The 23,405-nt window shown below is 64.6% G+C and carries 20 protein-coding genes and 1 riboswitch; of the genes, 15 read left to right on the top strand and 5 right to left on the bottom strand.

The features are described 5' to 3' along the window. Positions 1–48: 48 nt before the first annotated feature. The 7 genes from V3572_RS05675 to V3572_RS05645 all read left to right on the top strand — a co-directional run bounded on the left by V3572_RS05675 (position 49) and on the right by V3572_RS05645 (position 8,252). Positions 49–738: a UDP-N-acetylmuramate dehydrogenase gene (locus tag V3572_RS05675; RefSeq protein ID WP_332110009.1), complete on the top strand. Its 690-nt coding sequence runs from the start codon at positions 49–51 to the stop codon at positions 736–738. Beyond that, the gene (locus V3572_RS05670; RefSeq protein WP_332110008.1) at positions 735–1,652 is read left to right on the top strand and encodes a cell division protein FtsQ/DivIB; all 918 of its coding nucleotides are present in this window, start codon (positions 735–737) and stop codon (positions 1,650–1,652) included. Before V3572_RS05675 ends, V3572_RS05670 begins: the two co-directional genes overlap by 4 nt. Before the next feature lie 81 nt (positions 1,653–1,733). Then, positions 1,734–2,960, top strand: coding sequence for a cell division protein FtsA (gene ftsA, locus V3572_RS05665; RefSeq protein WP_163301101.1), 1,227 nt, complete (start codon positions 1,734–1,736; stop codon positions 2,958–2,960). A gap of 59 nt (positions 2,961–3,019) precedes the next feature. Then, positions 3,020–4,336 carry a cell division protein FtsZ gene (gene ftsZ / locus V3572_RS05660; protein WP_332110007.1) on the top strand — a complete coding sequence of 439 codons (1,317 nt, stop codon included), beginning with the start codon at positions 3,020–3,022 and terminating at the stop codon, positions 4,334–4,336. 14 nt (positions 4,337–4,350) lie between these two features. Further along, positions 4,351–6,006: a radical SAM protein gene (locus V3572_RS05655; RefSeq protein ID WP_332110006.1), complete on the top strand. Its 1,656-nt coding sequence runs from the start codon at positions 4,351–4,353 to the stop codon at positions 6,004–6,006. 552 nt (positions 6,007–6,558) lie between these two features. After that, positions 6,559–7,176, top strand: a complete 618-nt coding sequence (locus V3572_RS05650) for a LysE family translocator (RefSeq protein WP_332110005.1) — start codon at positions 6,559–6,561, stop codon at positions 7,174–7,176. A gap of 32 nt (positions 7,177–7,208) precedes the next feature. After that, a complete protein-coding gene (locus tag V3572_RS05645) occupies positions 7,209–8,252 on the top strand; it encodes a DUF4238 domain-containing protein (protein WP_332110004.1) in 1,044 nt (347 codons plus the stop codon). Between the two features lie 49 nt (positions 8,253–8,301). Here the strand turns inward: V3572_RS05645 and V3572_RS05640 are convergent, their stop codons facing one another. Continuing rightward, positions 8,302–8,778, bottom strand: coding sequence for a type II toxin-antitoxin system HicB family antitoxin (locus tag V3572_RS05640; RefSeq protein WP_332110003.1), 477 nt, complete (start codon positions 8,776–8,778; stop codon positions 8,302–8,304). Further along, a complete protein-coding gene (locus V3572_RS05635) occupies positions 8,778–8,978 on the bottom strand; it encodes a type II toxin-antitoxin system HicA family toxin (protein ID WP_332110002.1) in 201 nt (66 codons plus the stop codon). The genes V3572_RS05640 and V3572_RS05635 overlap by 1 nt, the downstream gene beginning before the upstream one ends. 552 nt (positions 8,979–9,530) lie before the next feature. Between V3572_RS05635 and V3572_RS05630 the strand changes: the two genes are divergently transcribed. The 7 genes from V3572_RS05630 to V3572_RS05600 all read left to right on the top strand — a co-directional run bounded on the left by V3572_RS05630 (position 9,531) and on the right by V3572_RS05600 (position 18,988). After that, positions 9,531–9,977, top strand: a complete 447-nt coding sequence (locus V3572_RS05630; protein ID WP_332110001.1) for a TadE/TadG family type IV pilus assembly protein — start codon at positions 9,531–9,533, stop codon at positions 9,975–9,977. Beyond that, positions 9,925–11,271 carry a TadE/TadG family type IV pilus assembly protein gene (locus tag V3572_RS05625; RefSeq protein ID WP_332110000.1) on the top strand — a complete coding sequence of 449 codons (1,347 nt, stop codon included), beginning with the start codon at positions 9,925–9,927 and terminating at the stop codon, positions 11,269–11,271. Before V3572_RS05630 ends, V3572_RS05625 begins: the two co-directional genes overlap by 53 nt. 140 nt (positions 11,272–11,411) lie before the next feature. Next, positions 11,412–11,990, top strand: a complete 579-nt coding sequence (locus tag V3572_RS05620; protein WP_332109999.1) for a TadE/TadG family type IV pilus assembly protein — start codon at positions 11,412–11,414, stop codon at positions 11,988–11,990. Positions 11,991–12,235: 245 nt separating this feature from the next. Beyond that, on the top strand, positions 12,236–13,489 hold the full coding sequence (locus V3572_RS05615; RefSeq protein ID WP_332109998.1) for a tetratricopeptide repeat protein: 1,254 nt from the start codon (positions 12,236–12,238) through the stop codon (positions 13,487–13,489). A 61-nt stretch (positions 13,490–13,550) separates the two neighbouring features. Continuing rightward, a complete protein-coding gene (locus tag V3572_RS05610) occupies positions 13,551–15,677 on the top strand; it encodes a hybrid sensor histidine kinase/response regulator (RefSeq protein WP_332109997.1) in 2,127 nt (708 codons plus the stop codon). Positions 15,678–15,693: 16 nt separating this feature from the next. Then, the gene (locus V3572_RS05605; RefSeq protein ID WP_332109996.1) at positions 15,694–17,280 is read left to right on the top strand and encodes an ATP-binding protein; all 1,587 of its coding nucleotides are present in this window, start codon (positions 15,694–15,696) and stop codon (positions 17,278–17,280) included. A 124-nt stretch (positions 17,281–17,404) separates the two neighbouring features. Further along, positions 17,405–18,988 carry a transporter substrate-binding domain-containing protein gene (locus V3572_RS05600; RefSeq protein WP_332110011.1) on the top strand — a complete coding sequence of 528 codons (1,584 nt, stop codon included), beginning with the start codon at positions 17,405–17,407 and terminating at the stop codon, positions 18,986–18,988. On the opposite strand, the gene V3572_RS05595 is transcribed toward V3572_RS05600, so the two are convergent. After that, positions 18,985–19,725: a sirohydrochlorin cobaltochelatase gene (locus V3572_RS05595; protein WP_332110010.1), complete on the bottom strand. Its 741-nt coding sequence runs from the start codon at positions 19,723–19,725 to the stop codon at positions 18,985–18,987. The two genes, V3572_RS05600 and V3572_RS05595, sit on opposite strands and share 4 nt — an antisense overlap. Between V3572_RS05595 and V3572_RS05590 the strand changes: the two genes are divergently transcribed. Then, on the top strand, positions 19,687–20,172 hold the full coding sequence (locus V3572_RS05590) for a hypothetical protein (RefSeq protein ID WP_332110012.1): 486 nt from the start codon (positions 19,687–19,689) through the stop codon (positions 20,170–20,172). The two genes, V3572_RS05595 and V3572_RS05590, sit on opposite strands and share 39 nt — an antisense overlap. 89 nt (positions 20,173–20,261) lie before the next feature. Next, a riboswitch (cobalamin riboswitch) is annotated at positions 20,262–20,457 on the bottom strand. Positions 20,458–20,584: 127 nt separating this feature from the next. Here the strand turns inward: V3572_RS05590 and V3572_RS05585 are convergent. Then, positions 20,585–22,399, bottom strand: coding sequence for a methyl-accepting chemotaxis protein (locus V3572_RS05585; RefSeq protein WP_332109995.1), 1,815 nt, complete (start codon positions 22,397–22,399; stop codon positions 20,585–20,587). 379 nt (positions 22,400–22,778) lie between these two features. Further along, positions 22,779–23,405, bottom strand: a 627-nt coding sequence (locus V3572_RS05580; protein WP_442877360.1) for a glutamate ligase domain-containing protein, incomplete at its 5' end; no start/stop codon positions are given.

The raw sequence follows: 23,405 nt of genomic DNA, 5'->3' as shown, positions 1-23,405 counted from the left end.
GGGAAGTGTACAACGATGAAAATATTAAGATGCTTGCTGAAGCCGCTGTTGAAGAGGGTCAGCCTGCGCCGAGGCGGCGACCCGGAGATCGCTCCCGGCGCGCCGCAGGGCCGGGTCCGGTTTGCGGTCTGGGGCGGCCTTGGGCTGGGACGGTTGGTGGCCTGGTGCAACCGGCATGGACTGGCGGGCATCTCGGGGATGGCCGGTATTCCGGGGACCGTCGGCGGGGCCGTGGCCGGAAACGCCGGGTCGTATGGCCGGGACATGGCCGGGGTTTTGGCCGGGGTCTGGGCCTGGACGCCTAAGGGCGGGGTGGAGTTTTTCGGGCCGGACAGGTTCGCTGCGGGCTACCGCCGGTTCTCGCTTGCGGGCGTTACGGGGTTTTTCATGATCGCCCGGGCGCTTTTCGAGTTTTCCGTCGCCGCCGAGACGGACGTCAGGCAGGAGGCCCGGGCCGCCCTGGAGAAAAAAAAGGCCACCCAGCCCATCGCGGCGGCCACGGCCGGGTGCCTGTTTAAAAATCCCCCGGGTGAAAGCGCCGGGAGGCTCCTGGATCTGGCCGGGTTCCGGGGAAGGCGTCTGGGGGGCATGGAGTTTTCCGCCATGCACGCCAATTTTCTGGTCAATCGCGGCGGGGGCGCAAGCGATGAGGCCTTTGCATTGATCGATGCGGCACGGGAAGCGGTGCGGTCGAGGTTCGGCCATGAACTGGAGCTTGAGGTGAGGGTGGTGTCATGAGCGTGCGGGTTGGCGGCATCTCCGGTGGCATAGCCATCTCCAAGAAACGTAAAAACGCTTACAGCGTGGCCGCGCCGGTCAAACCGTCCCCGACGCGCGGCTGGCGCCTGGGCGGGAACCGCAATCGCGCCCTGGCGGCCGCCCGGTTTTCCCAGCCGCGCGCCTCCAGGGTCAGCTTCAGCTCCGTGGGAGGGTTTTTGGCCAAGGTCATGACCATGGGATTCGCCGCCGTGGTCATTGTGGCCGTCAGCGTGGGGCTTTTGGCGGGATATCGCTGGCTGACCACGGTGAACTATTTCGATCTGACCAATGTGGACATCGCCGGGGTCTCCCGGCTGTCCCAGGACCATGTGCGGGCCCTGGCCGAGATCGCCCCGGGCGACAACCTGCTGTCCCTGGACATGGAACAAATTCGCACCGCACTGGTTCGTGACCCGTGGATCGAATCGGCAACGGTCAAGCGGGTTTTGCCGGGATCGCTGTCCATCCAGGTCGTGGAACGCGTGCCAGCCTACCTTGTGCATCATCAGGGCGGCCTTTACTATTGCGACGAATCCGGCCGCCTGATCGACAGGGTGGAGGCGGGAACCTTCGTTTCCCTGCCCCAGATCGAGGTCGAGGCCGGAATGGAGAAACGTCTGGCCCTTTTGGCCGAGCTCAAAAGGATCGTCGGCGAACACCGCGCCCCGTTTCGATTCAACCAGGTGGGTTGGATACGTTTAAGCTGGGGACGCGGCTTTGAGGTCCAACTTATGGACTCGGATATCCTTATGTGCATCGGCTCGGAAAACTGGATGCAGAACCTGCATCGCTTAAACCTCGTGTGGGCCGATCTCAAGCGGCGCGGGGAGTTGGACAAGGTCGGAGTCATCACCGCCCAGGACGACAAGGTCTGGGTGGAAAAAAAGTCATAGTCGCAACGGTCCCGTCTTTCGACGTGGGGGCGTTTGGGGACGGGGCGGCGAACATCGTGGAGACAGGAAGGGGAGGAGGCCATGGCCAAGTCGGAACTTATCGTCGGTCTGGATATCGGAACCACCAAAATTTGCGTGGTGGTGGGCGAATTGTCGCCCGAGGGCGTGGACGTGGTGGGCATCGGCACCGCCCAGTCCAACGGACTGCGCAAGGGCGTGGTGGTCAACATCGAGCAGACCGTGCAGTCCATCAAAAAGGCCCTGGAAGAGGCCGAGCTCATGGCCGGGTGCGAAATTCGCTCGGTCTATGCGGGCATCGCCGGGAGTCACATCAAGGGCTTCAACAGCCACGGGGTCATCGCCGTCAAGGGCGGCGAGGTGGGGCAGCGCGACGTGGAGCGGGTCATCGACGCGGCCAAGGCCGTGGCCATCCCGCTGGACCGCGAGGTCATCCACATCCTGCCCCAGGAATTCATCGTGGACGACCAGCGGGGCATCGCCGACCCCCTGGGCATGGCCGGGGTGCGCCTGGAGGTCAAGGTCCACATCGTCACCGGCGCGGTGACCAGCGCCCAGAACATCATCCGCTCCTGCCACCGGGCGGGCCTGGACGTCTCGGACATCGTGCTCGAGTCCCTGGCCTCGGCCAAGGCCGTCCTGACCGACGAGGAGCGCGAGATCGGCGTGGCCCTGGTGGATCTTGGCGGCGGCACCACGGATGTGGCCCTTTTCGCCAACGATTCCATCAAGCACACGGCCGTGTTGGCCCTGGGCGGCACCAACCTGACCAACGACATCGCCTTCGGGCTGCGCACGCCCATGGCCAGCGCCGAGGCCATCAAGGTCAAATATGGTTGCGCCCTGGCCGACCTGGTGCAAAAAGACGAGGTCATCGAGGTCACAAGCGTGGGCGGCCGCGAGCCGCGTCGCCTCTCGCGCCAGGTGTTGGCCGAGATCTGCGAGCCCCGGGTGGAGGAGATGCTGGCGTTGGTTGACCAGGAGCTCATCCGTTCCGGCATGAAGGGCTTAATCGGCGCGGGCGTGGTCCTAACCGGCGGCACGGCGCTGATCGAAGGCATCCAGGAGCTCGGCGAGCAGATTTTCAACCTGCCCACCCGGGTGGCCTACCCGGACAAGGTGGGCGGCCTAAAAGACGTGGTGCATAGCCCCAAATACGCCACGGCGGTGGGGCTTCTCATGTACGGAGCCGAAAAAGAGGGTGTGGAGCAGCGTTTCCGCATCCGCGACGAGAATGTTTTCAATCGTATCCTGGGGAGGATGCGCAAGTGGTTTGTTGATGTAAAGTAGGACGGCTGGGGTTTTTCCGGGGAGCATTCAAGGAGACTATCGAGGGGGAGGGAATGGACATGGAATATTTCGAATTGGACACCGAATCGAGCGCACGCATTAAAGTCGTGGGCGCGGGGGGCGGCGGCAGCAATGCCGTGGACAACATGATTTGTTCGGCGCTTAAGGGCGTCACCTTCATCACCGCCAACACGGACATGCAGGCCTTAAGCAAGTCCAAGGCCGAATTTCGCCTGCAGATCGGCGAGAAGCTGACCAAGGGCCTTGGCGCGGGGGCCAATCCCGAGGTCGGCCGCGACGCCGCCCTGGAGAGCATCGACCTCATCCGCGAGACCCTGGGCGACGCGGACATGGTGTTCATCACCGCAGGCATGGGCGGCGGCACCGGAACCGGGGCCGCGCCGGTCATCGCCCAGGCGGCCAAGGAGATCGGGGCCCTGACCGTGGCCGTGGTCACCAAGCCCTTCTACTTTGAAGGCAAAAAACGACTGCTTCAGGCCGAAAAGGGCGTGCAGGCCCTGCGCGAGGTGGTGGACTCCATCATCACCATCCCCAACGACCGCCTGCTGTCCCTGGCCTCCAAAAAGGCCACCTTCCTGGAAATGCTCAAAAAGGCCGATGAGGTGCTGTACTTCGCGGTCAAGGGCATCTCCGACCTGATCATGGTGCCGGGCCTGATCAACCTGGATTTCGCCGACGTCAAGGCCGTCATGTCCGAGATGGGGCTGGCCATGATGGGTTTCGGCGTGTCCCGGGGCGAGTCCCGGGCCCGCGAGGCGGCGCTCAAGGCCATCACCAGCCCGCTTCTGGAAGACGTGACCATCGACGGCGCGCGCGGCGTGCTCATGAACATCACCTGCGGTCCCGACCTGACCATCGAGGAAGTGGACGAGGCCGCCTCCACCATCACCGAGGCTGTCCACGAGGACGCCAAGGTCTTCTTCGGCACGGTCTTCGACCAGGACGCCGGGGACGAAATGCGCATCACGGTCATCGCCACGGGCATCGACAGCGAACGCCTGGCCGCCTCCACCGCCGCCGCCCGGCAGGCCGAGGAACGCCATGTGGAGAACGTGACCCCCCTAAGCCGCACCCGCGCGCCCGGTTCGTCCGGACCCAGCGGCGGAGGCGGCGTCCCGGCCCAGCCCTCAAGCGTCGGCGGCGTCATGCAGAGCCCCCGGGCGGCCAAGATCCTGACCTCGGCCACGGCCAACGACTACAACATTCCGGCCTATATCCGCAAAGGCGTGAAAAAGACCCCCGAGTCCGCCGCGGTGCAGCCGCCGGTCAAGGCCCACGCCCCTGGCGAGGAAGAGTTTATTTTCGATGAGGAGGAGTTCGAGATTCCGTCGTTTATCCGCATGCAGGCGGATTGACGGCGTCCGCTGCCGTGAGGCGCGATCCTCCCTCCCCGGTCTTCTTCGGTCGTGATCGCCCGCCCCGGCGTGAATGGGGCGGGCGGCTCCCCGTGGCCCTGGTGTTCCCGGGGCCGCCCCGGGCCGCCCTGTCGGCCCTGGGCTGGCAGGCGGTCTACGCCCTGGTCTCGCAGCATCCCGGACTGGCCGTGGAGCGGGTGTTCGTCTCCGGCCCGGGCAAGGCCGTATCCGAAGATTCCGGCCGCCCCCTCTCCGACTTCCCGGTCATCGCCTTTTCGCTTGGCTACGAAGAGGACTACGCCACGGCCGTGGCCGCGCTTTTGTCCGTCGATCTCCCCCCCCTGGCCGCCGACCGGCCCGACTATCCCCTGGTTCTGGCGGGCGGGCCGTCGATCTTCATGAACCCGGCGCCCATCCTGCCCGCCCTGGACGCAGCCTTCGTGGGCGAGGCCGAGGCCGGTTTCGCCGCGTTTCTCGAGCGCATCCGCGTTCACGCCGCTTCCGGCCTGGGCAAGGCCGCGCTGCTGGACGCCGTGGCCGACATGCCGGGCGTGCTGGTCCCGGGCCGCACCACGCTGCCGGTACGCCGGGCCGTGCACCGCGACCCGGGCGATCCCACCGCCCTGTCCTGCCCGGCCCATTCCGCCTTCGTCTCCCCCGAAGCGGAATTTAAGGACATGCTGCTCATCGAGGTCAACCGGGGCTGTCCCTACGGCTGCCGGTTCTGCGCCGCCGGGTTCGTCTACCGGCCGCCGCGCCACGCCGACATGGACGAGGTGCTGGCCATCGTGGACCGGACGCGGCCGCAAAAGGTCGGCCTCGTGGGCACCGCGCTCACCGACTGGGACGACCTGTCGCCGCTTCTGGCCGCCCTGGCGCAGCGCGGCGTGAAGTTCTCCCTGGCCTCGGTGCGCGCCGACGGCGTCACCCGCGAGCTTTTGACCATCCTTCGGGCCGCTGGCTCGCGCACCCTGACCCTGGCCCTGGAAGGCCCCAGCGCCCGCCTGCGCCGCGCCGCCAACAAAAACCTCTCCGAGGACGCCTTCATGGCCGCCGTGGCCCTGGCCGGGGAGTTCGGCGTCAACCACCTCAAGATGTACTGCATCGTCGGCTGGCCCGGCGAAACCCCGGCCGACTACGACGAACTGGCCGAACTGATGGGCCGCGTCCACGCCGCCGGGAGCATCGGCCGGGGCAAACGCGGCATCCAGCACGCCACCCTGGCCGCCAGTTGCCTCGTGCCCAAGCCGTTTACGCCCATGCAGTGGGCCAAAATGGCCTCGGAAGACGACATCAAGGCCGATGGCGAGCGCCTGCGGCAGGCCGTGGCCCCGCACAAGGGCATGCGCTACAGCCTCGACGGCGCGTTCGCCGCCCGGGTGCAGGGGCTCCTGGCCCGGGGCGACGAGCGGCTCTTCGAGCTCATCCTCCTGGCCGCCAAAAACGGCGGCAATTTCAAAAAGGCCCTGTACGCCTGGGACGGCGACCCCGCCCCCTACATCGACCGTCAGCGCGACCCGGACGAGGTCTTCCCCTGGGAGATCATCGATGTCGGGGTTCGCCGCGACTACCTGTGGCGCGAATGGGAACGCTACCAGGACGCCGTGCCCACAGCCAAATGCCCGCCCGCCGGATGCGGCGCGTGTGGGAGATGCGGCATGGATTCGTAGCGCAAGGCAGGAAGAGAAAGGCATTTCCCGGGGGAAATCATTTCCCCCGGAACCCCCTGGATTCGGGCGTCGATCCGCCGCGTTGCGGCGCATCAACGCCCGGAATGCCAGTGATTCGCGCGGGAAGCGTTCCCCGTGAGGGGGTGGTGTGATTGCCGCCCCGTACCCCGCCATGTTGAACGAAAAAAATACGTCGTATTTTTAAGATACAAACAGTGGTTCGACGCTGAAGAGCATCGGGGCTGCCGCCCCGTACCCCGCCCGGGGGAAATCATTTCCCCCGGACCCCCTGTATTCGGGCGTCGATTCGCCGTTTTGCGGCGCATCAACGCCCGGGAACACAGGCGGGCAGGGCGACATGGAGAATGCGGGCGGGCTGTCGGGAGGGGGGCGGAGGATGCGGGGTAAAAGCGTGCCTGTAGAGATATGATCCAAGCGGAAGGACGAAGGTGGGGAGGATATGTGAGGGACGTTTGAAGTCGAGAGGGATGCAGTGAGGATGCTTGAATCCGGATAGGGAAGCGCGTATGCGGGAAGCGGGAGGAGAAGAGTATGCCCGTGGAACTCTATCTGGCCTTCGTGGCCGCGACGGTCGTTATTTTGGTCATCCCGGGGCCGACCGTGATGCTGCTCATCAGCCGAGGGCTGTCGGACGGGAAACGCAACGTCCTGCCGCTGGTCGCGGGCGTTGCGCTCGGCGATCTGACCGCCATTTCGCTGTCCATGCTGGGGCTGGGGGCGCTTCTGGCGGCGTCGGCGACGCTTTTTACGGCCGTGAAATGGATCGGCGCGGTCTATCTGGTCTGGCTCGGGGTGAAGATGATCCGCGAGAAAGGCGGGGTGCCTGCCGCCGACCCGCAGGCCGCCAAAAAGGCCCGCTTCGCCCAGGCCTTTTGCGTCACGGTCCTCAACCCCAAAACCATCATGTTCTTCATCGCGTTTCTGCCGCAGTTCGTGTCGCATAGCCATCCCGTGCCGCCGCAACTGGTGCTGCTCGGCGCGACATTTACGCTGCTCGGCGCGGTCAATTCCTTTTTGTACGCGACGCTTGCCGCCAGCGCGGGCAGCCGCCTGACCAGACCGGGGGTTGTCGCCGCCATCCGCAAAACCGGCGGCGGAGTACTCATTGGTGCGGGGGTGCTGACTGCGGCGATGCGACGGGCGGGGTGAAGAGATATTCAAAGATTAGTATAGGTGATTAAGTGGCTGGAAAGCGTCAGCACTACTTGCCTCGTTTTTTGCAAAGAGGGTTTCTGTCTCGTAAAAGAAAGCGAGAAGAACTTGCATTTGTATTTTATAGCAATGGAAAACATTATGAGCATAGTATAAAGCAAATTGCTGTAGAGAGTAGATTTTATGAAATTGATGAAATGACTGCGGATGATGTGGTGACTGATCTTGAGGGTTGCTATGCAGGTATTGTTGATAGAATAAGAAAATCAGGGAAGATTCAGTCGGATGATTTAAATAAACTTGTTGAATTTATAGATCATTTGGTTCTCAGGACTAAAAATAGTCGGTCTCTCCTTGGAGGATCGACTGGCTATTTGGTTGATAAGGTTGAAAAATCAGTCGTAACAACTGATTTTATAACTAATTTGCTCAAGTCGGGATCTTTTCAAGACAGAGTCATCGAAAAGGTGATTGCGAGTATATTGAAAGAAAAACCTGAAAGTAGTCCAGAAGTGCTTCGGGAATTAATTCGGGATAAGATCGCTCAAGATAACGCGGAAATGACTCGATATGCTGTTGAGCAAGCTCGAATAGTTGGACCACAATTTTTTTCTTCTGTGCGTGGGAAATTGAAAAATGAGATTGTCAAAACACAAATTAATTTTCTGCGCAGCAATGAGCATACGTCTGAGAAATTTAAAAAATACATGGAATTAAAGTGGTCAGTGAAGGAGTATGAACTCGGTGATTTGATTTTGGGAGATATTGGCGTTGTAGGTATAAATATGCATGGGGATGTAATTCCCCCACTTTTTGAAAGTAATTTTTATAAACTTATTTTTCCGATAAGCTCAAATCTATTGGTGATTGGGAGTGTTGATGATTCAAGTCTTGATTTGACGAAGAACGAAGTTAACACTCTGCTATCTTCGATGTCTATATATCTATTTGTCGCGTCAAATATGTCTAGCGATATTTCGCGATTGTCAAAATTGATAGGCTGTCGGTCTTGTGAATTTTACAAGGAAACAATAGATAGTATTGTTCGAGATCGATTTGGGATTCAGAGATAGTATTTACATGACACCGTCAACCCGGCTGATCAGCGACAGGCATATCCCATCACCCCACAACCCTCTCCTTCACCTCTCCCCCAAAGAACCCCTTATACACCTTCGACGGCTCCACCCGCACCACAGCCCTGTACCCCAGCGCCTCCAGCGCCATCTCCAGATGATCCCATGTGGAGCGATGGTACAGATCAAGCAACCGCCGCACGGATTTCGGGTCGGTATGCAGCCGCGCCGCCATCTTGAGCTGGCTCACGCCCTGGTCCCGCATCCCCTGGTACACGGCCAGCTTCACCACGGCCATGGGCGGCAGTTCGATAAACGGTTCGTCGGGTTCGTCGCAAGCGGCCGCAAACGGGATATCCTCGCCGCGCTCCATCATGTGGTCCAAGAGCGTCAACAGCGCGTCCAGGGCCATATCCAGCGCATCATCCTCATGCGTTCCCGCCGTAATGATTTCCGGCACGGTGGGGCAGGTGGCCATGACGGTCTGATGGTCCAGCCGTTCCAGGGTGATGGGGAAGCGCATTACAGTATCTCCTCGGGATCAATGCCCAGTTGTTTGCAGATCGATTTGAAGAAACGCGGATCGTAGTCAACGCCTGCGTGGAAGGGAACGGCGACCCGCCGCTCCCCGGAATAGGCCATGACGTGCGATCCCTTGCCTTCGCACTCGATGATAGTCACGCCATACCGGCGCAACCGTTTCAGAAACTCCCGGCACTTCATGCCTTCACCATATAGGGCACATTTGCCCCACCGTCAACCCGGCGACCGCTCCATCAGCCCGCGCCCGGTCCCCGGGCGTCAGTTTCGCCCGCCATCCGGGCGCATCCCTCCCCAGTCCATAGTCCGTGGAATCCTCCCCTGTGCGCCCTGTGCGCCCTGCGCATCGCCGCGCCGCGCCAGCCGCCATCCGGGCCGGGAATCCCGCCGTGCGGACATGGCCGCACCTGTCTGGTGCGTAACTACGTCGTCCGCTCCACGGGAAATGGATTTTGCCCGGCCATGAGCGGCTTCCAGTCCACGGATCGTGGACTGTTTTCCCCGTGCGGCGGCCTCGCCCAGGGTGGCGCACGCCCCCATCGTTTCGGACGCCGGGGGGGAGGTCGCGGGCATTTCTCAAGGCTCCACGGCGTGTTGAACACCAGCGGCGGCGCTATCGGGTGAACCTCGACAGGGGCACATGCAGCGGTTGCACGGTTGTTGCTACCTGCAAGGAACCACCTCCGCCGTTTTCGCGCGGGAGGGGAATGTGCCGATCAAACAGGAGGGGCCACCATGAACAGACCGGTCCCCGGAAAAACGCCGACAGGCCACGACTCCCAACGGGGGCTGGCGGCCGTGGAAATGGCCGTCATCACCGCCTTCGTCCTGGCCCCGCTTCTGATGATCCTCGTGGAGGGCTCCAAGATTCTTGGAGAATATTCAACGATCCTGTCGGCCTCTCGCGAAGCGGCGCGGCTGGTGATGCGGGAGAACGGCGACGCCACGGGGGCGGCGGATCTGGTGAAGAACCTGACCACCGACCTGGATGGCGCCGACCCGAATGTCGAGATCACCGTGACGGATACGGAATCGGAAAAAAACGTGAAAGTGAAGGTGGATTATGTCTACCAGACCGTTATCGCCGCCCAGTCCCAGGCCGACCTTCCTTACCCGGATCTGGACATGCTTGGCGGGTGGAATCGCACGCTTACGGCCAGCACGGTCATGCCGCTGCCCTAGGGACGACAACCGCCGGGGCGCCATCACGCCGCTTCTGGCCATCGCCCTGCCCGCGATCATCGGCGCGGCGGGTCTGGCCGTGGACGGCGGGCGCATGTATCTGGCCGACCGCGCCCTGCAAAACGCCGTGGACTCGGCGGCCCTGGCCGGGAGCATGGCCCTGCCCGAGGATCCGGACATGGATCAGGGCATCGCCGCCGCCGCCGCCCAGGAGATGCTCACGGCCAACTATCCCGAGGCCACCATGGTCTCGGCCGGGCCGGGGTCCGAGGTCCGCAGCGCCTGCGTCGTGGGACAGGCCAACGTGGACTATCTGCTCATGGGCGTGCTCGGCCTGTCAAGCGGCACGGTCACGGCCAAGGCCTGCGCCGGGTTCAACAACCTGGAGATCGTGCTGGTGCTGGACACCACGGGCAGCATGAAGGGCACGCCCATCGCCAACGTCAAGTCGGCGGCCACGGATCTGGTGGAGCTGATCCTGCCCTCCAACACCACCCCCTCCACCAAGATCGGCATGACGCCGTTTCGGGGCATGGTCCGCCTGCGCGCGGGCGTGGACGGCGTGGCCGCAGGCTGCCGCAACGCCAACGGCACCCTCAACAACGGCAAGCTTCTCGATGTCTACAAGGCCACCAAGTACCGCTATCCTGTGGGATCGTACCTCAATGTGGACTCCGACACCTGCAGCAACATCTCCTACGTCGAGGCCCTGACCACGGATCGCGCCTCCATCCTGTCGCGCATCTCGGCCTTAAGCGCCGACGGCTCGGGCTCGGGCACGATCATCTCCGAGGGCATCAAGTGGGGCAGCCATGTGCTGACCCCGGCGGCGCCGTTCACCGAGGGCAGCTCGGATGAAAAGTATCGCAAGATCATGATCGTCTTGACCGACGGCGACACCGAGGACGGACGTTGCGGCGGAACCTACGGCATTTCGTACACGCCCAACAACTACTGGACCAACTCCTACTTCGGCATGGGCCTGTCCTCGACCTATCCCGCGCCCGCCAACTTTCCCAACTGCGCGGACGGCGGCGGCCTCAACACGGCCATGGCGAACGAGGCCGCAGCGGCGAAGGCGCTTGGGATCGAGATCTTCTCCATCCGCTTCGGCGTCTCGGACGCCACGGACATCTCCCTCATGAAGCAGATCGCCTCCTCCAAGGATGGAACCACGGACCATTATTTCAACGCCCCAACCGCCGCAGACATCCTCAAGGTGTTCAAGCTCATCGGCCGCCAGCTCGGGCACCGGCTCATTCCCTATGACGAGGCCATGGGAACGTCGTCCTAGTATGCGTTCACAAAAAACATGTATGTTTTTTGTGAATAAAAATTATAAATTCAAGGTGTTGCTGCTTGTTAAGGCATAACGGGAATGACCGGACGCAACACGAGCAGGTCGGCGCAAGGCGGCAAGGACGGGAACGCAGCATGAACGCACAACACGCACAACACGCACAGGCGCAGCCGCCATCGGCCCCTTTGGTCCGCCGTCGCCGGGGAACGGGAGCGGACAGCCGGGGGACCACGGTCGTGGAGATGGCCCTGGTCCTGCCCCTGCTCATTCTGTTCATCACGGGCATCTTCGACGTGGCCAACATGATGCGCATCAGCCTCGGCATACAACATGCCGTGCGCATGGGCGTGGCCCTGGCCTCCTCCGGGGCCGGGGTGGACACGGACGAGCGCAGTGTGGAAAAGATCGAAACCGAGGTGAAGGCGCAACTGGCCCTTTTGGGAGAAAAGGTGAACGCGGGCGCGGCGATCACGGTGACGAGCTGGCCGGGCAGCAACTCCACCGGGGATGGAACCACCGGGGATCTGGGCGGGCCGTGCGATACCGTGGAGGTCAAGGTGGACTATAACTATCCGGTGCTGGAATCGTTCCAGGCCGCCATGATGCTGCCCATGTTCGCGTCCGAGGAGGGAGGCTTGTCCGAGATCCAACCCACGGTCGCCCTTTCCCGGGCCGAACGGCGACTCAACGAACCCTGGGCCTCCTGCAACTAACTGCCGCGTTCGCGGCCCGTGGGCCGAACCGCGCACCCGGCGTGGACCGGGTCCGCCTCGCGTACGATCCGACGCCCTCGTTCTTTGAACAGGGGCGTGGCCATGAGCCTGACGCCTCCGCCTCCGGGGGCTTTTTTTTGTCCCTGGGCGCGGCGTCTGTCGGGTGCTGCGGCCCGACTTTACCGCCCCGGCGCTTTGGGCTACGGAAATGGATGCAAACCATGGGGGGGACGATGGTTGGTCGCATGGGCCGTTTTTTCGCCGTGTTGGCGTGTCTGGCCGGTCTGGCCGGGCTTTGGGGCTGCGGAACCTTTGTCGGCGGTTCGGACAAGGCCGCCAAGGTTCCCGATGGCGAGGCCGGGGGGCTTTTGCGGGCCGGGGACGCGGCCCTGGCCGCCGGGCAGATCCAAAAGGCCCTGGAGACCTATGGCCGGGCCGGGAAGGCCGGGGCCGATGAGGCCCTGGTGCTGGAGCGCCAATGCCGGGCCTACCTGGCCGGGAATTCCTACAAATCCGCCCTGGACGCCTGCCGGGCCTGTCTGTCCCGACAACCGGACGATCCCGAGGCCCTCTACGGGGCCGGATACGCCAGCCTGATGCTGCACAACCCGTCGGCCGCCGTCGGCTATTTGGAAAAGGCCCTGGAGGCCCGTCCGGACATGACCCAGGCCGCCCGGACCCTGGGGGTGGCCCACTATCAGGCCCAAAATCACGACCAGGCCGTGGCGGTCCTGGAAAAGGCCCTGGAATCGGGCGGGACCGACGCCGACACCCAGAACAATCTCGGGCTGGCCCTTTTGTCACTGAACCGGGCCGATGAGGCGGCGGCGGCCTTCCAGGCCGCCCTGTCGGCCAAGGAAGTCCCTCGCACCCGCAACAACCTCGGACTGGCCCTGTGCCAGGCCGGGCGGTTCGAGGAGGCCTACGCGGCCTTCGTGGCCGCCGGCGGCGAGGCGGCGGCCCACAACAACCTGGGCGTGTGCTACCGGGAGCGGGGCATGGCCGACAAGGCGGCCGAGGAATTTGAGCAGGCCATCGCCCGAAATCCCCGTTTCTACCGCACGGCCTCCGAGAACCTGAACCGGCTGACGACCTCCGGCGTCCAGCCGCCCGAGGCCCAGCTAGCTGCACCGGCGAAAAATGCGCCGGACCAGCCAAAGGCCAAGGGGAACGCGGACACTGCAAAATCCGGGAAAAAGCCCGAGAAAAAAAGCGACGCGGCCCGGACCAAGGCCGAGCCCGCCCCGGGACAACCCGCCCCGGAGAGCCCCGCCGCAACGCCCCAGGCGGAAGCCGCTCCCCCGGCAGGGTCCGGGCCGGAACCCGTCGATGATCGCGACGCCCGGGCCCAGGAGAAGGCCGCCGCCCAGAAGGCCGCCAAAGCCGTCCCCGCCGCCGAGGCGCCGCCCGTGGCCCCGGCCCCGGAGAGGGCCCCGGAGAGCGCCCCGGTTCCAAATGGACAGGACGCAACCCGGACGCAAGCGCCGCAAACCCCCTGACCCCGGGCGGGGATGGCCGCCTGCGGGCGTCCCCGGCCGCACAAGGCCAACGACATCCGCCATGCCAGCCATGCGACACATCGGCCCGACCGAACCCTACCATGTGCTTGTGGCCGACGACGAGCCGCAAATCCTTGAGCTTTTCAAAGAGATACTGGCCCCGGACGACGATTTGGACCTGCTTCCCCGGGGTGCGTCGGACGCCTCCTCCCCGGCCGAACCCCATGCCCCGAGCTATGCGGTGACGGTCTGCCGCCAGGGGGAAGAGGCGGTTTCGGCGGTGCGCGAGGGCTTAAGGACGGGCCGCCGCTATGCCGTGGCCTTTCTCGACGTGCGCATGCCGCCCGGGCGCGGGGGCTTGTGGGCCGCGGCCGAGATGCGCCGCCTGGACCCCTATGTCCAGATCGTGGTCATGACCGCCTTCTCCGACATCGACGCCGAGGAGATGGCCCGGCGCGTGCCGCCTGCCGACCGGCTTTTGTATCAGCAAAAGCCCTTTCATCCCCAGGAGATTCGCCAGTTTGCGGCCTCCCTGTGCTCCAAGTGGAACTCCGAACGCGACTTCCTGACCCTCCAGACCCGGCTGGAGTCCATCGTGGCCGAGCGCACCCGGGAACTGGCCGAGACCAACGAGCGCCTCACCCGGGAGATCCGGGAGCGCGAGCGGGTGGCGGACCTCATTGCCGGGGCCAAAAGGGAATGGGAGGGCACCTTCGATTCGGTGCAGGATCTGGTGGTCATCATCGACCGGGACATGATGGTCAAGCGTCTGAACATGGCCATGGCCCACCGGCTGGGGCTGTCGCCCAAGGAAGTGGTGGGCCGTCCGGCCTTGTTCATCTTCGATCTGCCCGGGGCCGACGGCGAGTTGACCCGGCGGCTGGGGGCCCTGACCGACGGCCGCTTCCATTCCCTGGAATTGTCCCTGCCCCGGCTGCACGGGGAGTTTCTGATCACCGCCTCGCCCATCTACCTCTCCGAGGACGAACCGCTGGGCACGGTGTTCGTGGCCCACGACGTGACCGAACGCAAGGTCTTGGAAAAAAAGCTGCGGCAGAGCCAGAAGATGGAGGCCATCGGCACCCTGGCCGGGGGCATCGCCCATGATTTCAACAACATCCTGGGCATCGTCATGGGCTTTTCGGAGATGATCCTGGACGGGGCAGGGGGGGATGAAAATTTGCTGCGCCGGACGGAGCACATCCTGCAGGCCTGTCGACGGGGCAAGGATCTGGTGTTGCAGATCCTCACCTTCAGCCGCCAGACCGAGGAGGAGTCGAGCACGCTGCGCCTGTCGCCCCTGGTCAAGGAGACGCTCAAGCTCATCCGGGCCACCCTGCCGCACACCGTGGCCATTGAGGAGCGCATCGCAGGCGGGCCGGACACGGTGTTGGCCGAACCGGCCCAGATCCAGCAGATCGTCATGAACCTGTGCGCCAACGCAGCCCACGCCATGCGCGAGACCGGCGGCGTGCTCACCGTGACCCTGGAGGCGGTCCATCTGCCCGGCCAGGGCCGTGAGGCCCCGGGACTGCCGCCCGGGCAGTACGCCCGGCTGGCCGTACGCGACACGGGGCACGGCATCCCCAAGGAGATCCTGGACCGCATCTTCGACCCCTTTTTCACCACCAAAAAGCCCGGCGAGGGCACGGGCATGGGGCTTTCCGTGGTGCATGGCATCGTGCGCAAGTATCGCGGCGAGGTGAAGGTCAAAAGCGTGGTCGGCCAGGGCACGAGCTTCGAGGTCTTTTTGCCCCTGTCGTTTTTGACGGCGCACACGGCCGAGGAGGAGTCCCTGGGGGCGGCGGCGGGGCGGGGCCGCATCCTCTATGTGGACGACGAGGAGTCCCTGGCCGAGATCGGGGCCGAGCTCCTGGCGGGGCTGGGGTTCCAGGTCACGGCCGAGACCGATCCCCGGCAGGCCCTGGAGCGGTTTCGGGCCGAGCCCGGGGCCTTCGACGTGGTGGTCACGGACCAGACCATGCCCGGGCTCTCGGGCACGGACTTGAGCCGGGAACTTTTGGCCATACGTCCGGACCTGCCCATCGTCCTGGTCACGGGATTCAGCGAATCCCTGTCCAAGGACCGGGTGAAGGCCCTGGGCATCAGGGATTTTTTGCTCAAACCGGTGCTTCGCAAGGATCTGGCCGCAGCCGTGAGCCAGGCCCTTGGCCAGGAGGCCGGATGATCCACGGGAGGCGGCCATGACCCAGGCGGGACAATGGGGATATGTGACGGCGACGGCCGGGGCCACGGTGACGGCGACGCTGGTTCCGGCCATGGCGTCCGGCGTCCGTCTGGGGGACATGGTGCGCATCGCCACCGGCATAAGCCTGTGCTTCGGGCTGGTGGGGAGGCTGTGGTGGGAGGGGGCCGATCCGGAACGCCCTGAGGCCGGGCGGCGGCTGGCCGAGGTGGTGCTTTTGGGCGAGACCCTGGACCTGGACCGGCCGCAGGATTTTTCGTTTTTGCGCGGGGTGTCCGTCTCCCCGTCGTTGGGTTCGCCCGTCCACGGGGCCACCTCCCGCGATCTGGCCCTTATTTACGCCAAGCCCAGCGCCCCCAGCGTGGCCGTGGGCAGCCTGCACCAGGATCCGGGCATCGAGGCCCGGGTGCTGGTGGACGAACTTTTGGGCAAGCATTTCGCCATCCTGGGCACCACGGGATCGGGCAAATCCTGCGCCGTGGCCGTGGTCCTGGGCGCGGTCCTGGCCCGGTGCCGACATGGGCACATCGTGCTTCTCGACCCCCACGACGAATACGCCGCGGCCTTTGGGGACATGGCCCTGCCCGTGCCCCCGGACGATCTGCATCTGCCCTACTGGCTGCTCGATTTCGAGGAGATGACCCATGTGTTGTGCAGTTCCGGGCAGCCCTACCGGGAGGTGGAGGCCAACATCCTGAAAGAGGCGGTGCTGGCGGCCAAGCATGAGTTCATCGCCACCTCGGGGGGCCAGGACTACAACCTGACCATCGACACCCCGGCCCCGTTTCGGCTCCTGCGGGTGGTGGAAATCCTCAAAACGGGCATGGGCCGCCTCGACAAGCCGGAAAGCTCCATCCCCTACCTGCGGCTACTGGCCCGCATCGACAGCCTGCGCAAGGACCGGCGGTTCGGGTTCATGTTCGGAGGGTTGGGCGTGGAGGACTGCATGGCCGAGGTCATGGCCCGGCTGTTGCGCCTGCCGCCCGGGGGCAAGCCGCTGACGATCATCAGCCTGGCCGGGGTGCCCTCGGAGATTGTGGACGTGGTGGTGTCGGTGCTGTGTCGGCTGGTCTTCGACTTCGCCCTGTGGACCAGGCGGGGCCGGGGCGCGCCGGTGCTGTTGGTGTGCGAGGAGGCCCACCGCTATGTGCCGCGCGACCGCACGCTTGGGTTTGAGCCCACGCGCAAGGCCGTGGCCCGCATCGCCAAGGAGGGGCGCAAGTACGGCGTGTCGCTTGGGCTTGTGACCCAGCGGCCGTCGGAGATATCCGAGTCCATCCTGTCCCAGATGAACACGCTTTTTTCCATGCGCATGAGCAACGAGGCCGACCAGCGGTTCGTGACCATGGCCATGCCGGAGAACGCGGCCGGGCTTTTGTCGGTTTTGCCGTCGCTACGGGCCCGGGAGGCGGTGGTGGTGGGGGAGGGGGTGGCCGTGCCCATGCGGTTCGCCTTCGCCACCCTGCCCGACGGCGCCCGGCCGCAAAGCGAGACGGCGAAATTCTCCACGGCCTGGGGGCAGGAGCCGGGCGGGGGCGACTTCGTGCCGGAGACGATCAACCGCTGGCGGCGGCAGATTCGCTAGGGGCCGCATATGGGGCGAGATGCGTGATCGAGAAACGTCAAAACGGGCCACGCCTGAGGTTCGCGGCGCAGCCGGAGGGCGCGTGATGGGCATTGCCGCAAGAAGGCGAACCCTTTTGTTTTCCATGTGGGCCATGGTGTGTTTTCTGGCCCCGGCGCAGGCCTTTGCCCTCGAATTCACCGAGCAGGAGTCGCGCTACATCCGGGAGCACGGCACGGTCACCATGTGCGTGGACCCGGACTGGGCGCCCTTCGAGACCATCAACGAAAAGGGCGAGCACCAGGGCATCGCCGCCGATCTGGTGCGGCTTTTGGCCGAGCGCACAGGGCTTGTCTTCGAACTGACGCCCACCGCCTCCTGGGACGAAAGCCTGGAGGCCTCGAAAGACGGGCGTTGCAAGATCCTGAGCTTTCTCAACAAGACCCCGCAGCGGGAAAAATGGCTCATCTTCACCACGCCGATTTTCAGCGACACCAACGTGTTCATCACCCGCGAGGAACACCCCTTCATCTCCGACCCGGGCAAGCTGGTGGGGGAAAGCATCGTGTTTCCGCGCGGCACCTCCATGGAAGAGCTGGTCCGGCGCGATTATCCCAATCTTTCGATCCTCGTCACGGAAACGGAGAACGAGGCCATGGGCATGGTCTCCGCCAAAAAGGCGGACATGACCATGCGCTCGCTGATCGTCGCGGCCTACACCATCAAGAAGGAGGGGCTTTTCAACCTCAAGATCGCCGGGCAACTGCCCTATTATTCCAACAACCTGAGCATCGGCGTCGCGGACAACGACCAGACCCTGCGCGACATCCTCAACAAGGGCATCAGCACCATCACCAAGGCCGAGCGGGCCGGGATCGAGAACCGGCATGTGTCCATCAACGTGCAGACGGTGACAGACTATGGGTTCATCCTGGAGGTGCTGGGCGTGGTCCTGGCGCTGGCGGCCCTGGGGGGGCTTTGGGCCTACAAGGTCAAAAAGCTCAACACGGCGCTACGTAAGGAGATCGAGCGACGCAAGGAGCTTGAGCGGATGCGCGACGACGTGGAGCAGATCATCCGCCATGACCTGGTCACGCCGCTGACGGGCATCATCAGCATTCCGGAGCTGTTGCAGGATCAGGACAATCTGACCCAGGACCAGCGGGAGCTCTTGCACCATGTCGCCTATTCCGGAAAGCGCATGCTCGGCATGATCCGGATGACGGCCGATCTGGCCAGGATGGAGAAGGGAACCTACGCCGTCGCCCTGCGGGACTGCGACTTCATGGGCATCATCAAGGGGATACGCACCAACCTCTCCGGGACGTTCGGGGTCCGGAACGTCGGCTTCGAACTGCGCCTGGACGGGCGTCCGGCGGGGCCGGAGGATCGGCTGCTGCTGCGCGGCGACGAGTTCCTGCTGACGGGCCTTTTCGAAAACCTGATCAAGAACGCCTGCGAGGCCTCGCCCCCGGGCGGGGTGGTGTCGGTGGAGATCGATACCGCGACGTGGACGTTTTTCATCCGCAATGCGGGCGAGGCGCCCAAAGAGATCGTGGGGCGATTTTTCGAGAAATACGTCACCAGCGGCAAAAAATACGGCACGGGGCTTGGGACGTATTCGGCCCGGACCATGGCCCGGGCCATGGGCGGCGACGTGGAGCTGGACGCCTCGGTTCCGGGCCGGACCACGCTTGTGGTGCGGCTGCCGCAGAGCGGGCAGGCCTAGGCGCGCCGGGCGGGGCCTGCGGTTGACGCGACCGCGGCCTCAAGATGCTCCATCCAGACGGCGCGAAACGGCGCGTGCAAAAGGGTTCCGGTCAGCCTGGCCATGACCTGGAACCCGGCCGACTCCAGCAGTCCCTTCCAGGACCGGGGCGATGCGCCGTAGACGTCCACCTGGACGTGGTGGCCCGGCACGCTCATAAACGGCAAAAGCCAGACCCGGCGCGCGCCGTTTTGCCGCAGGCGGCCGACGATCTCCGCGCCCCCGGGCCGTCCCATGAGCGCCCCCAGAAAAAGCAACGGATCCTGTTTCCTGGCCCCGGCCTCCCAGTCGAGGTACCGCTGGTGTCCCTGGTGATACGTGCCGTGGGCCACCAGGACCACGGCCTCGTCCGGGCGGCGTTCGGCGGGGATGTAGGATGCCAGGCCCAGGCGGACGCGGTCGAGGTCCGTCTCGCTGGCCAGCAGGGGGCTGCCCATGCCCACCTCCGCAAATCCCTTGCGCGGATGGCGGTAGACCATGGCCTGGTCCAGGGTCCAGTGGTATTCCACGCCGGGAACCGTGTGCAGGGACTGCACCGCCAGATGGGTCACGCCCTGGTCGTGAAGCCTGGACAGGGCCTCGGCCACGGAGTCGTGGCGCATCCCGCGCGCGGCCAGCTTGCGGCGCACCTTGTGGGCCGTGAAGGCCCAGTGCAGGGCATGGTCCGGGTAGCGGCCGCGGACCTCGGCCGCGAACAGCTCGTAGCCGGTCTGGGCCTCGGGCAGGGCCGCGCCGAAGGCGGCCAGCAGGATGCCGTCCCGGCGCGGCCGGGGCCGGACGTGGTGATGGCCGTGGTCATGCCCGTCCCCATGATCGTGCCCATGTTCATGGCCGTGATCATGGTCATGCGCATGTGTGTGGGCCTCCTGGCCGTACTCATGGTCGTGGCCATGCTCATGGCCGGGCTCATGTTCAGTCCCGTGGTCGTGTCCGTGCCCATGCTCATGGCCGTGGTCATGCGCCTGAGCAGGATCGTTTCCACATTCGGCCCCATCGTGTTCGTGGGCATGGTCATGCCTGTGGTCAGGCCCATACTCGGACGCATGTCCGTGCTGCCCGTGGTCGTGGACCGGGATGTCGGTGTCGTCCGCCGCAGCGGTTGTGCGCGTCATGGCGTCCCCCGGAAAAAAGCCGGAGCGGCATAGGCCGGTTTGGGGGACAGGGCCGGGGAGGGGGGCGGGTCGCAACGGGGAGGACAAAGCCGCCGGAACCCCTCGACGGCAAAGTCCCGTTGCCTCGGGGTGCGGGGTTGGCAGGTCTTCTGGCTTGCCTGGACGATGGCCCGGCCTTCCCGTCCCCGGAGGGACAGTGGCCAAGGGGGGCGTCGCGCTTCCCGATGTCGGGCAGGCTTACAGCGGCGGGTCCGCTCCGGCGTCGCACCGGATTCCCTGTTCGTCTCCGTGTGGAGAACCAACCGTGCGACGTGACTACCGGGGCGCCCCGGGCGCTGTCAATGGCCCGGGCCTCCCGGCGCGGCCGGGGGGGGGAAGGCTGGACGCGCCGCCGCAACGGGGTTGCGACGGCGCGCGTCGTCATCTCTGTCTGCTGGAAAACGGCCTAGGCCAAGGCCCGGCGCGCCGGACCACGGCTTGGGCCCGCAATTTGCGCCGCCTCGCCGCCGTCCTCCTTCATCCGGTCGATCAGGCCTTTAAGCGTCATGGACTGCCGGGCCAGTTCGCTGACGGCCTGGGCGGACTGCTGCATGGCGTCGGTGGTTTCCGACGTGATCCGGTTGATGTCTTCGATGCTCCGGTTGATCTCCTCGCTGGCGGCGGATTGCTGCTCGGAGGCGCTGGCGATGGAGCGCACCTGATCCGTGGTCAGATCCACCAGGGTCACGATCTCGGCCAGGGCCTCGCCGGACTTCCCGGCCAGCGTCGTGGCCGCGTCGATCTTCTGGACGGCCTGCTCCACGTTGGCGATGTTCGTGCGGGCGCCGTTTTGGATGCCGCGGATCGCGTCGCCCACTTCTTTGGTGGCGGTCTGGGTCTTTTCCGCGAGCTTTCTGACCTCGTCGGCGACAACGGCGAAGCCCCGGCCGGCCTCGCCCGCCCGGGCCGCTTCGATGGCGGCGTTTAAGGCCAGCAGGTTGGTCTGGTCGGCAATGTCCGAGATGACGTTGAGAATCTGCCCAATGCTCTCCGCCTGTTTGCCAAGGGAGGTCATGTCGGTTTTCAGCGACAGCGCCGCATCCTGCACCTCGCCGATGCCCTTGACCACGAGGGTGACGACCTGGGAGCCGTCCTCGGCCTTGTGCCTGGCCCTGTCGGCGGTCTCGGCGGCCTGGGAGGCGTTCTTGGCGACCTCCATGACCGTGGCGTTCATCTCCTCCATGGCCGTGGCCGTCTCGCCCACCCGGTGGGACTGCTCTTCCGAACCCCGGCTGGATTGCTCGATCTGGGCGGACAGCTCTTCCGAGGCCGAGGTCACGACCTCGACGACATCTTCAAGCTGGTGCGCCGCCTGGAGCATGCCCTCGGCCTTGGCCCGTTCCGCCTGCTCCTTGGCGATCGTGGCCTCCTGCATGGCCGTTTCGGCTTCCCGGGTCTTTTGCACGGCCATGTCGGCCTGGGATTTCGCCTCGCCGATGAGGTTTTTCAGGCTCTGGACCATCCTGCGCAGGGCCTCCGCCAGCACGCCGATCTCGTCTTTTTGGTCCACGGACAGGGTGCTGTCGAGCTTTCCGTCCGCGACGTCCGTGGCGAAATGGACGCCCTTGGCCAGGGGGCGGGTGATGGACAGGGTGACGACTACCCCGGCGACGATGCCGACCAAAAGCGCCACGGCGGAGAAGGCGACGGCCATCTTGATGCTTTTGGTGCGCACGGCGTCGAATTGGGTGTCGGCGTCCTGGCTTTCCTTGACGAAGCTCTCCAAAATGGCGTCGATGTTGTCCATGGCCTTGGTCTTCAGATCGTCGATCTCGGCGTCGATGGCCTTGATGCCGTCGTTGATCGATGATCCTTCCTTGCGCAGAAGCGGAAGCATCTTGGTTTCCATGACGGCGAAATATTGGGTGTAGAGCTTTTCGAGTTCGGCCAGCCGACGCTTCTCCTCCGGGGTGTCCACCATCTCCCGGAGCTGGGAGAGATCCTTGGTCTGCTGCGCCTTGGCCTCGGCCAGGTCTTTGGCGGAGTTGTCCAGGTCGCCGTTTATCACCGCATCGGCGATGATCCCGTACAGGGCCTCCAGGCGGGAGTCGATTCCTCCGATGAACTGGGCGTCCTGGGCTCGTTTCGCCCCGTCGTCCTGGAGTTCTCCCAACTCCATCATCGTGGCGATCTGTGTCCAGGCGACAATGGAAAACAGGATGATCACGGACGCGAAGCCGATCAAAAGGCGGAGGCCGATACGCAGGTTTCCGAATTTCATGGAATCCCTTCGCTTGCTGTGGTTGCGGCGTGAAGCCACCGATGTGTATAAAAACACTATGCAAAGAATCCGATGACGGCAAGGTTGCATTTGTATGAAAAGGGAGAAGACGCACTGTGTCATTGATTTTCAAAAAGGCGGAGAGAGCATCCCCTGCTGCCGGTGAAATGTCCCGTTTTTTCTGACCAAGCGCCGTGCGTTGGTGTTTGAAGGGTTGGATATTCCACTGGAAACAGGAGTTATGAAGAAAGAAGAGTGATGACACGGAAGATGGTTTTTGTGAGGCGTCGGATCCTCTCAGCGTAGAATGCGTTGTGAAACTGGCGATGCCGGTGGTCGGGAAAGATGGATTTCTGGGCGATGCCGGGCGCGGGGATCACTATGAACGAAAGCTGCCCATCACCTCCGCCAAAAGATACATCGACCCGCACACGACCACCGTCCCCGGAATGTCCCGCACCCGCGCCAGCGCCGCCGCCACATCCGGCACGGCCTCGGCCCGCTCCCCGAGCTTTCGGGCCACGTCGGCCGGATCGCGGGTGCGGCCCGGGCAGGAAAGCCCCGGCACGATGATCGGCCCCGTGGTCAGCCGCCGCACGATCCCGGCCATGCCCGCAAAATCCTTGTCCACCAGGCAGGTGAAGATCATCGCCGCAGGCGCGGCGCCCTCGGCCGTAAGCGCCGCCTCGAGGGCCACAAGGGCCGGGACGTTGTGGGCGCAGTCGAGAAGCAGCTCCCCGGCCGCGCCCGGCAGGGCGAACCGCTGCATCCGCCCCGGCAGCCGCGTCTGCCCAAGCGCCCGGCGCACCGCATCGGCGGAAACGGCAATCCCCAGCTTTGCCGCCAGAAGGAAAAACGCCGCCAGCGCCGTGGCCGCGTTTTCGGCCTGAAACGCCCCGGGCAACCCCCCGGGCATCCCCAATGGCGCGGCGTCGATGACCGGCCCGGCCACGGCCAGGGGCCGCACGATCCCGGCCGCCGCATCGTAGTGCAGGACGTCCCGGGC

This window comes from Desulfolutivibrio sp., assembly GCF_036584575.1.
In the GTDB taxonomy this organism is placed as follows: domain Bacteria; phylum Desulfobacterota; class Desulfovibrionia; order Desulfovibrionales; family Desulfovibrionaceae; genus Desulfolutivibrio.
The sequence above is the reverse complement of the archived record's forward strand: the minus strand, read 5'-3'. Positions and strand labels throughout refer to the sequence as shown.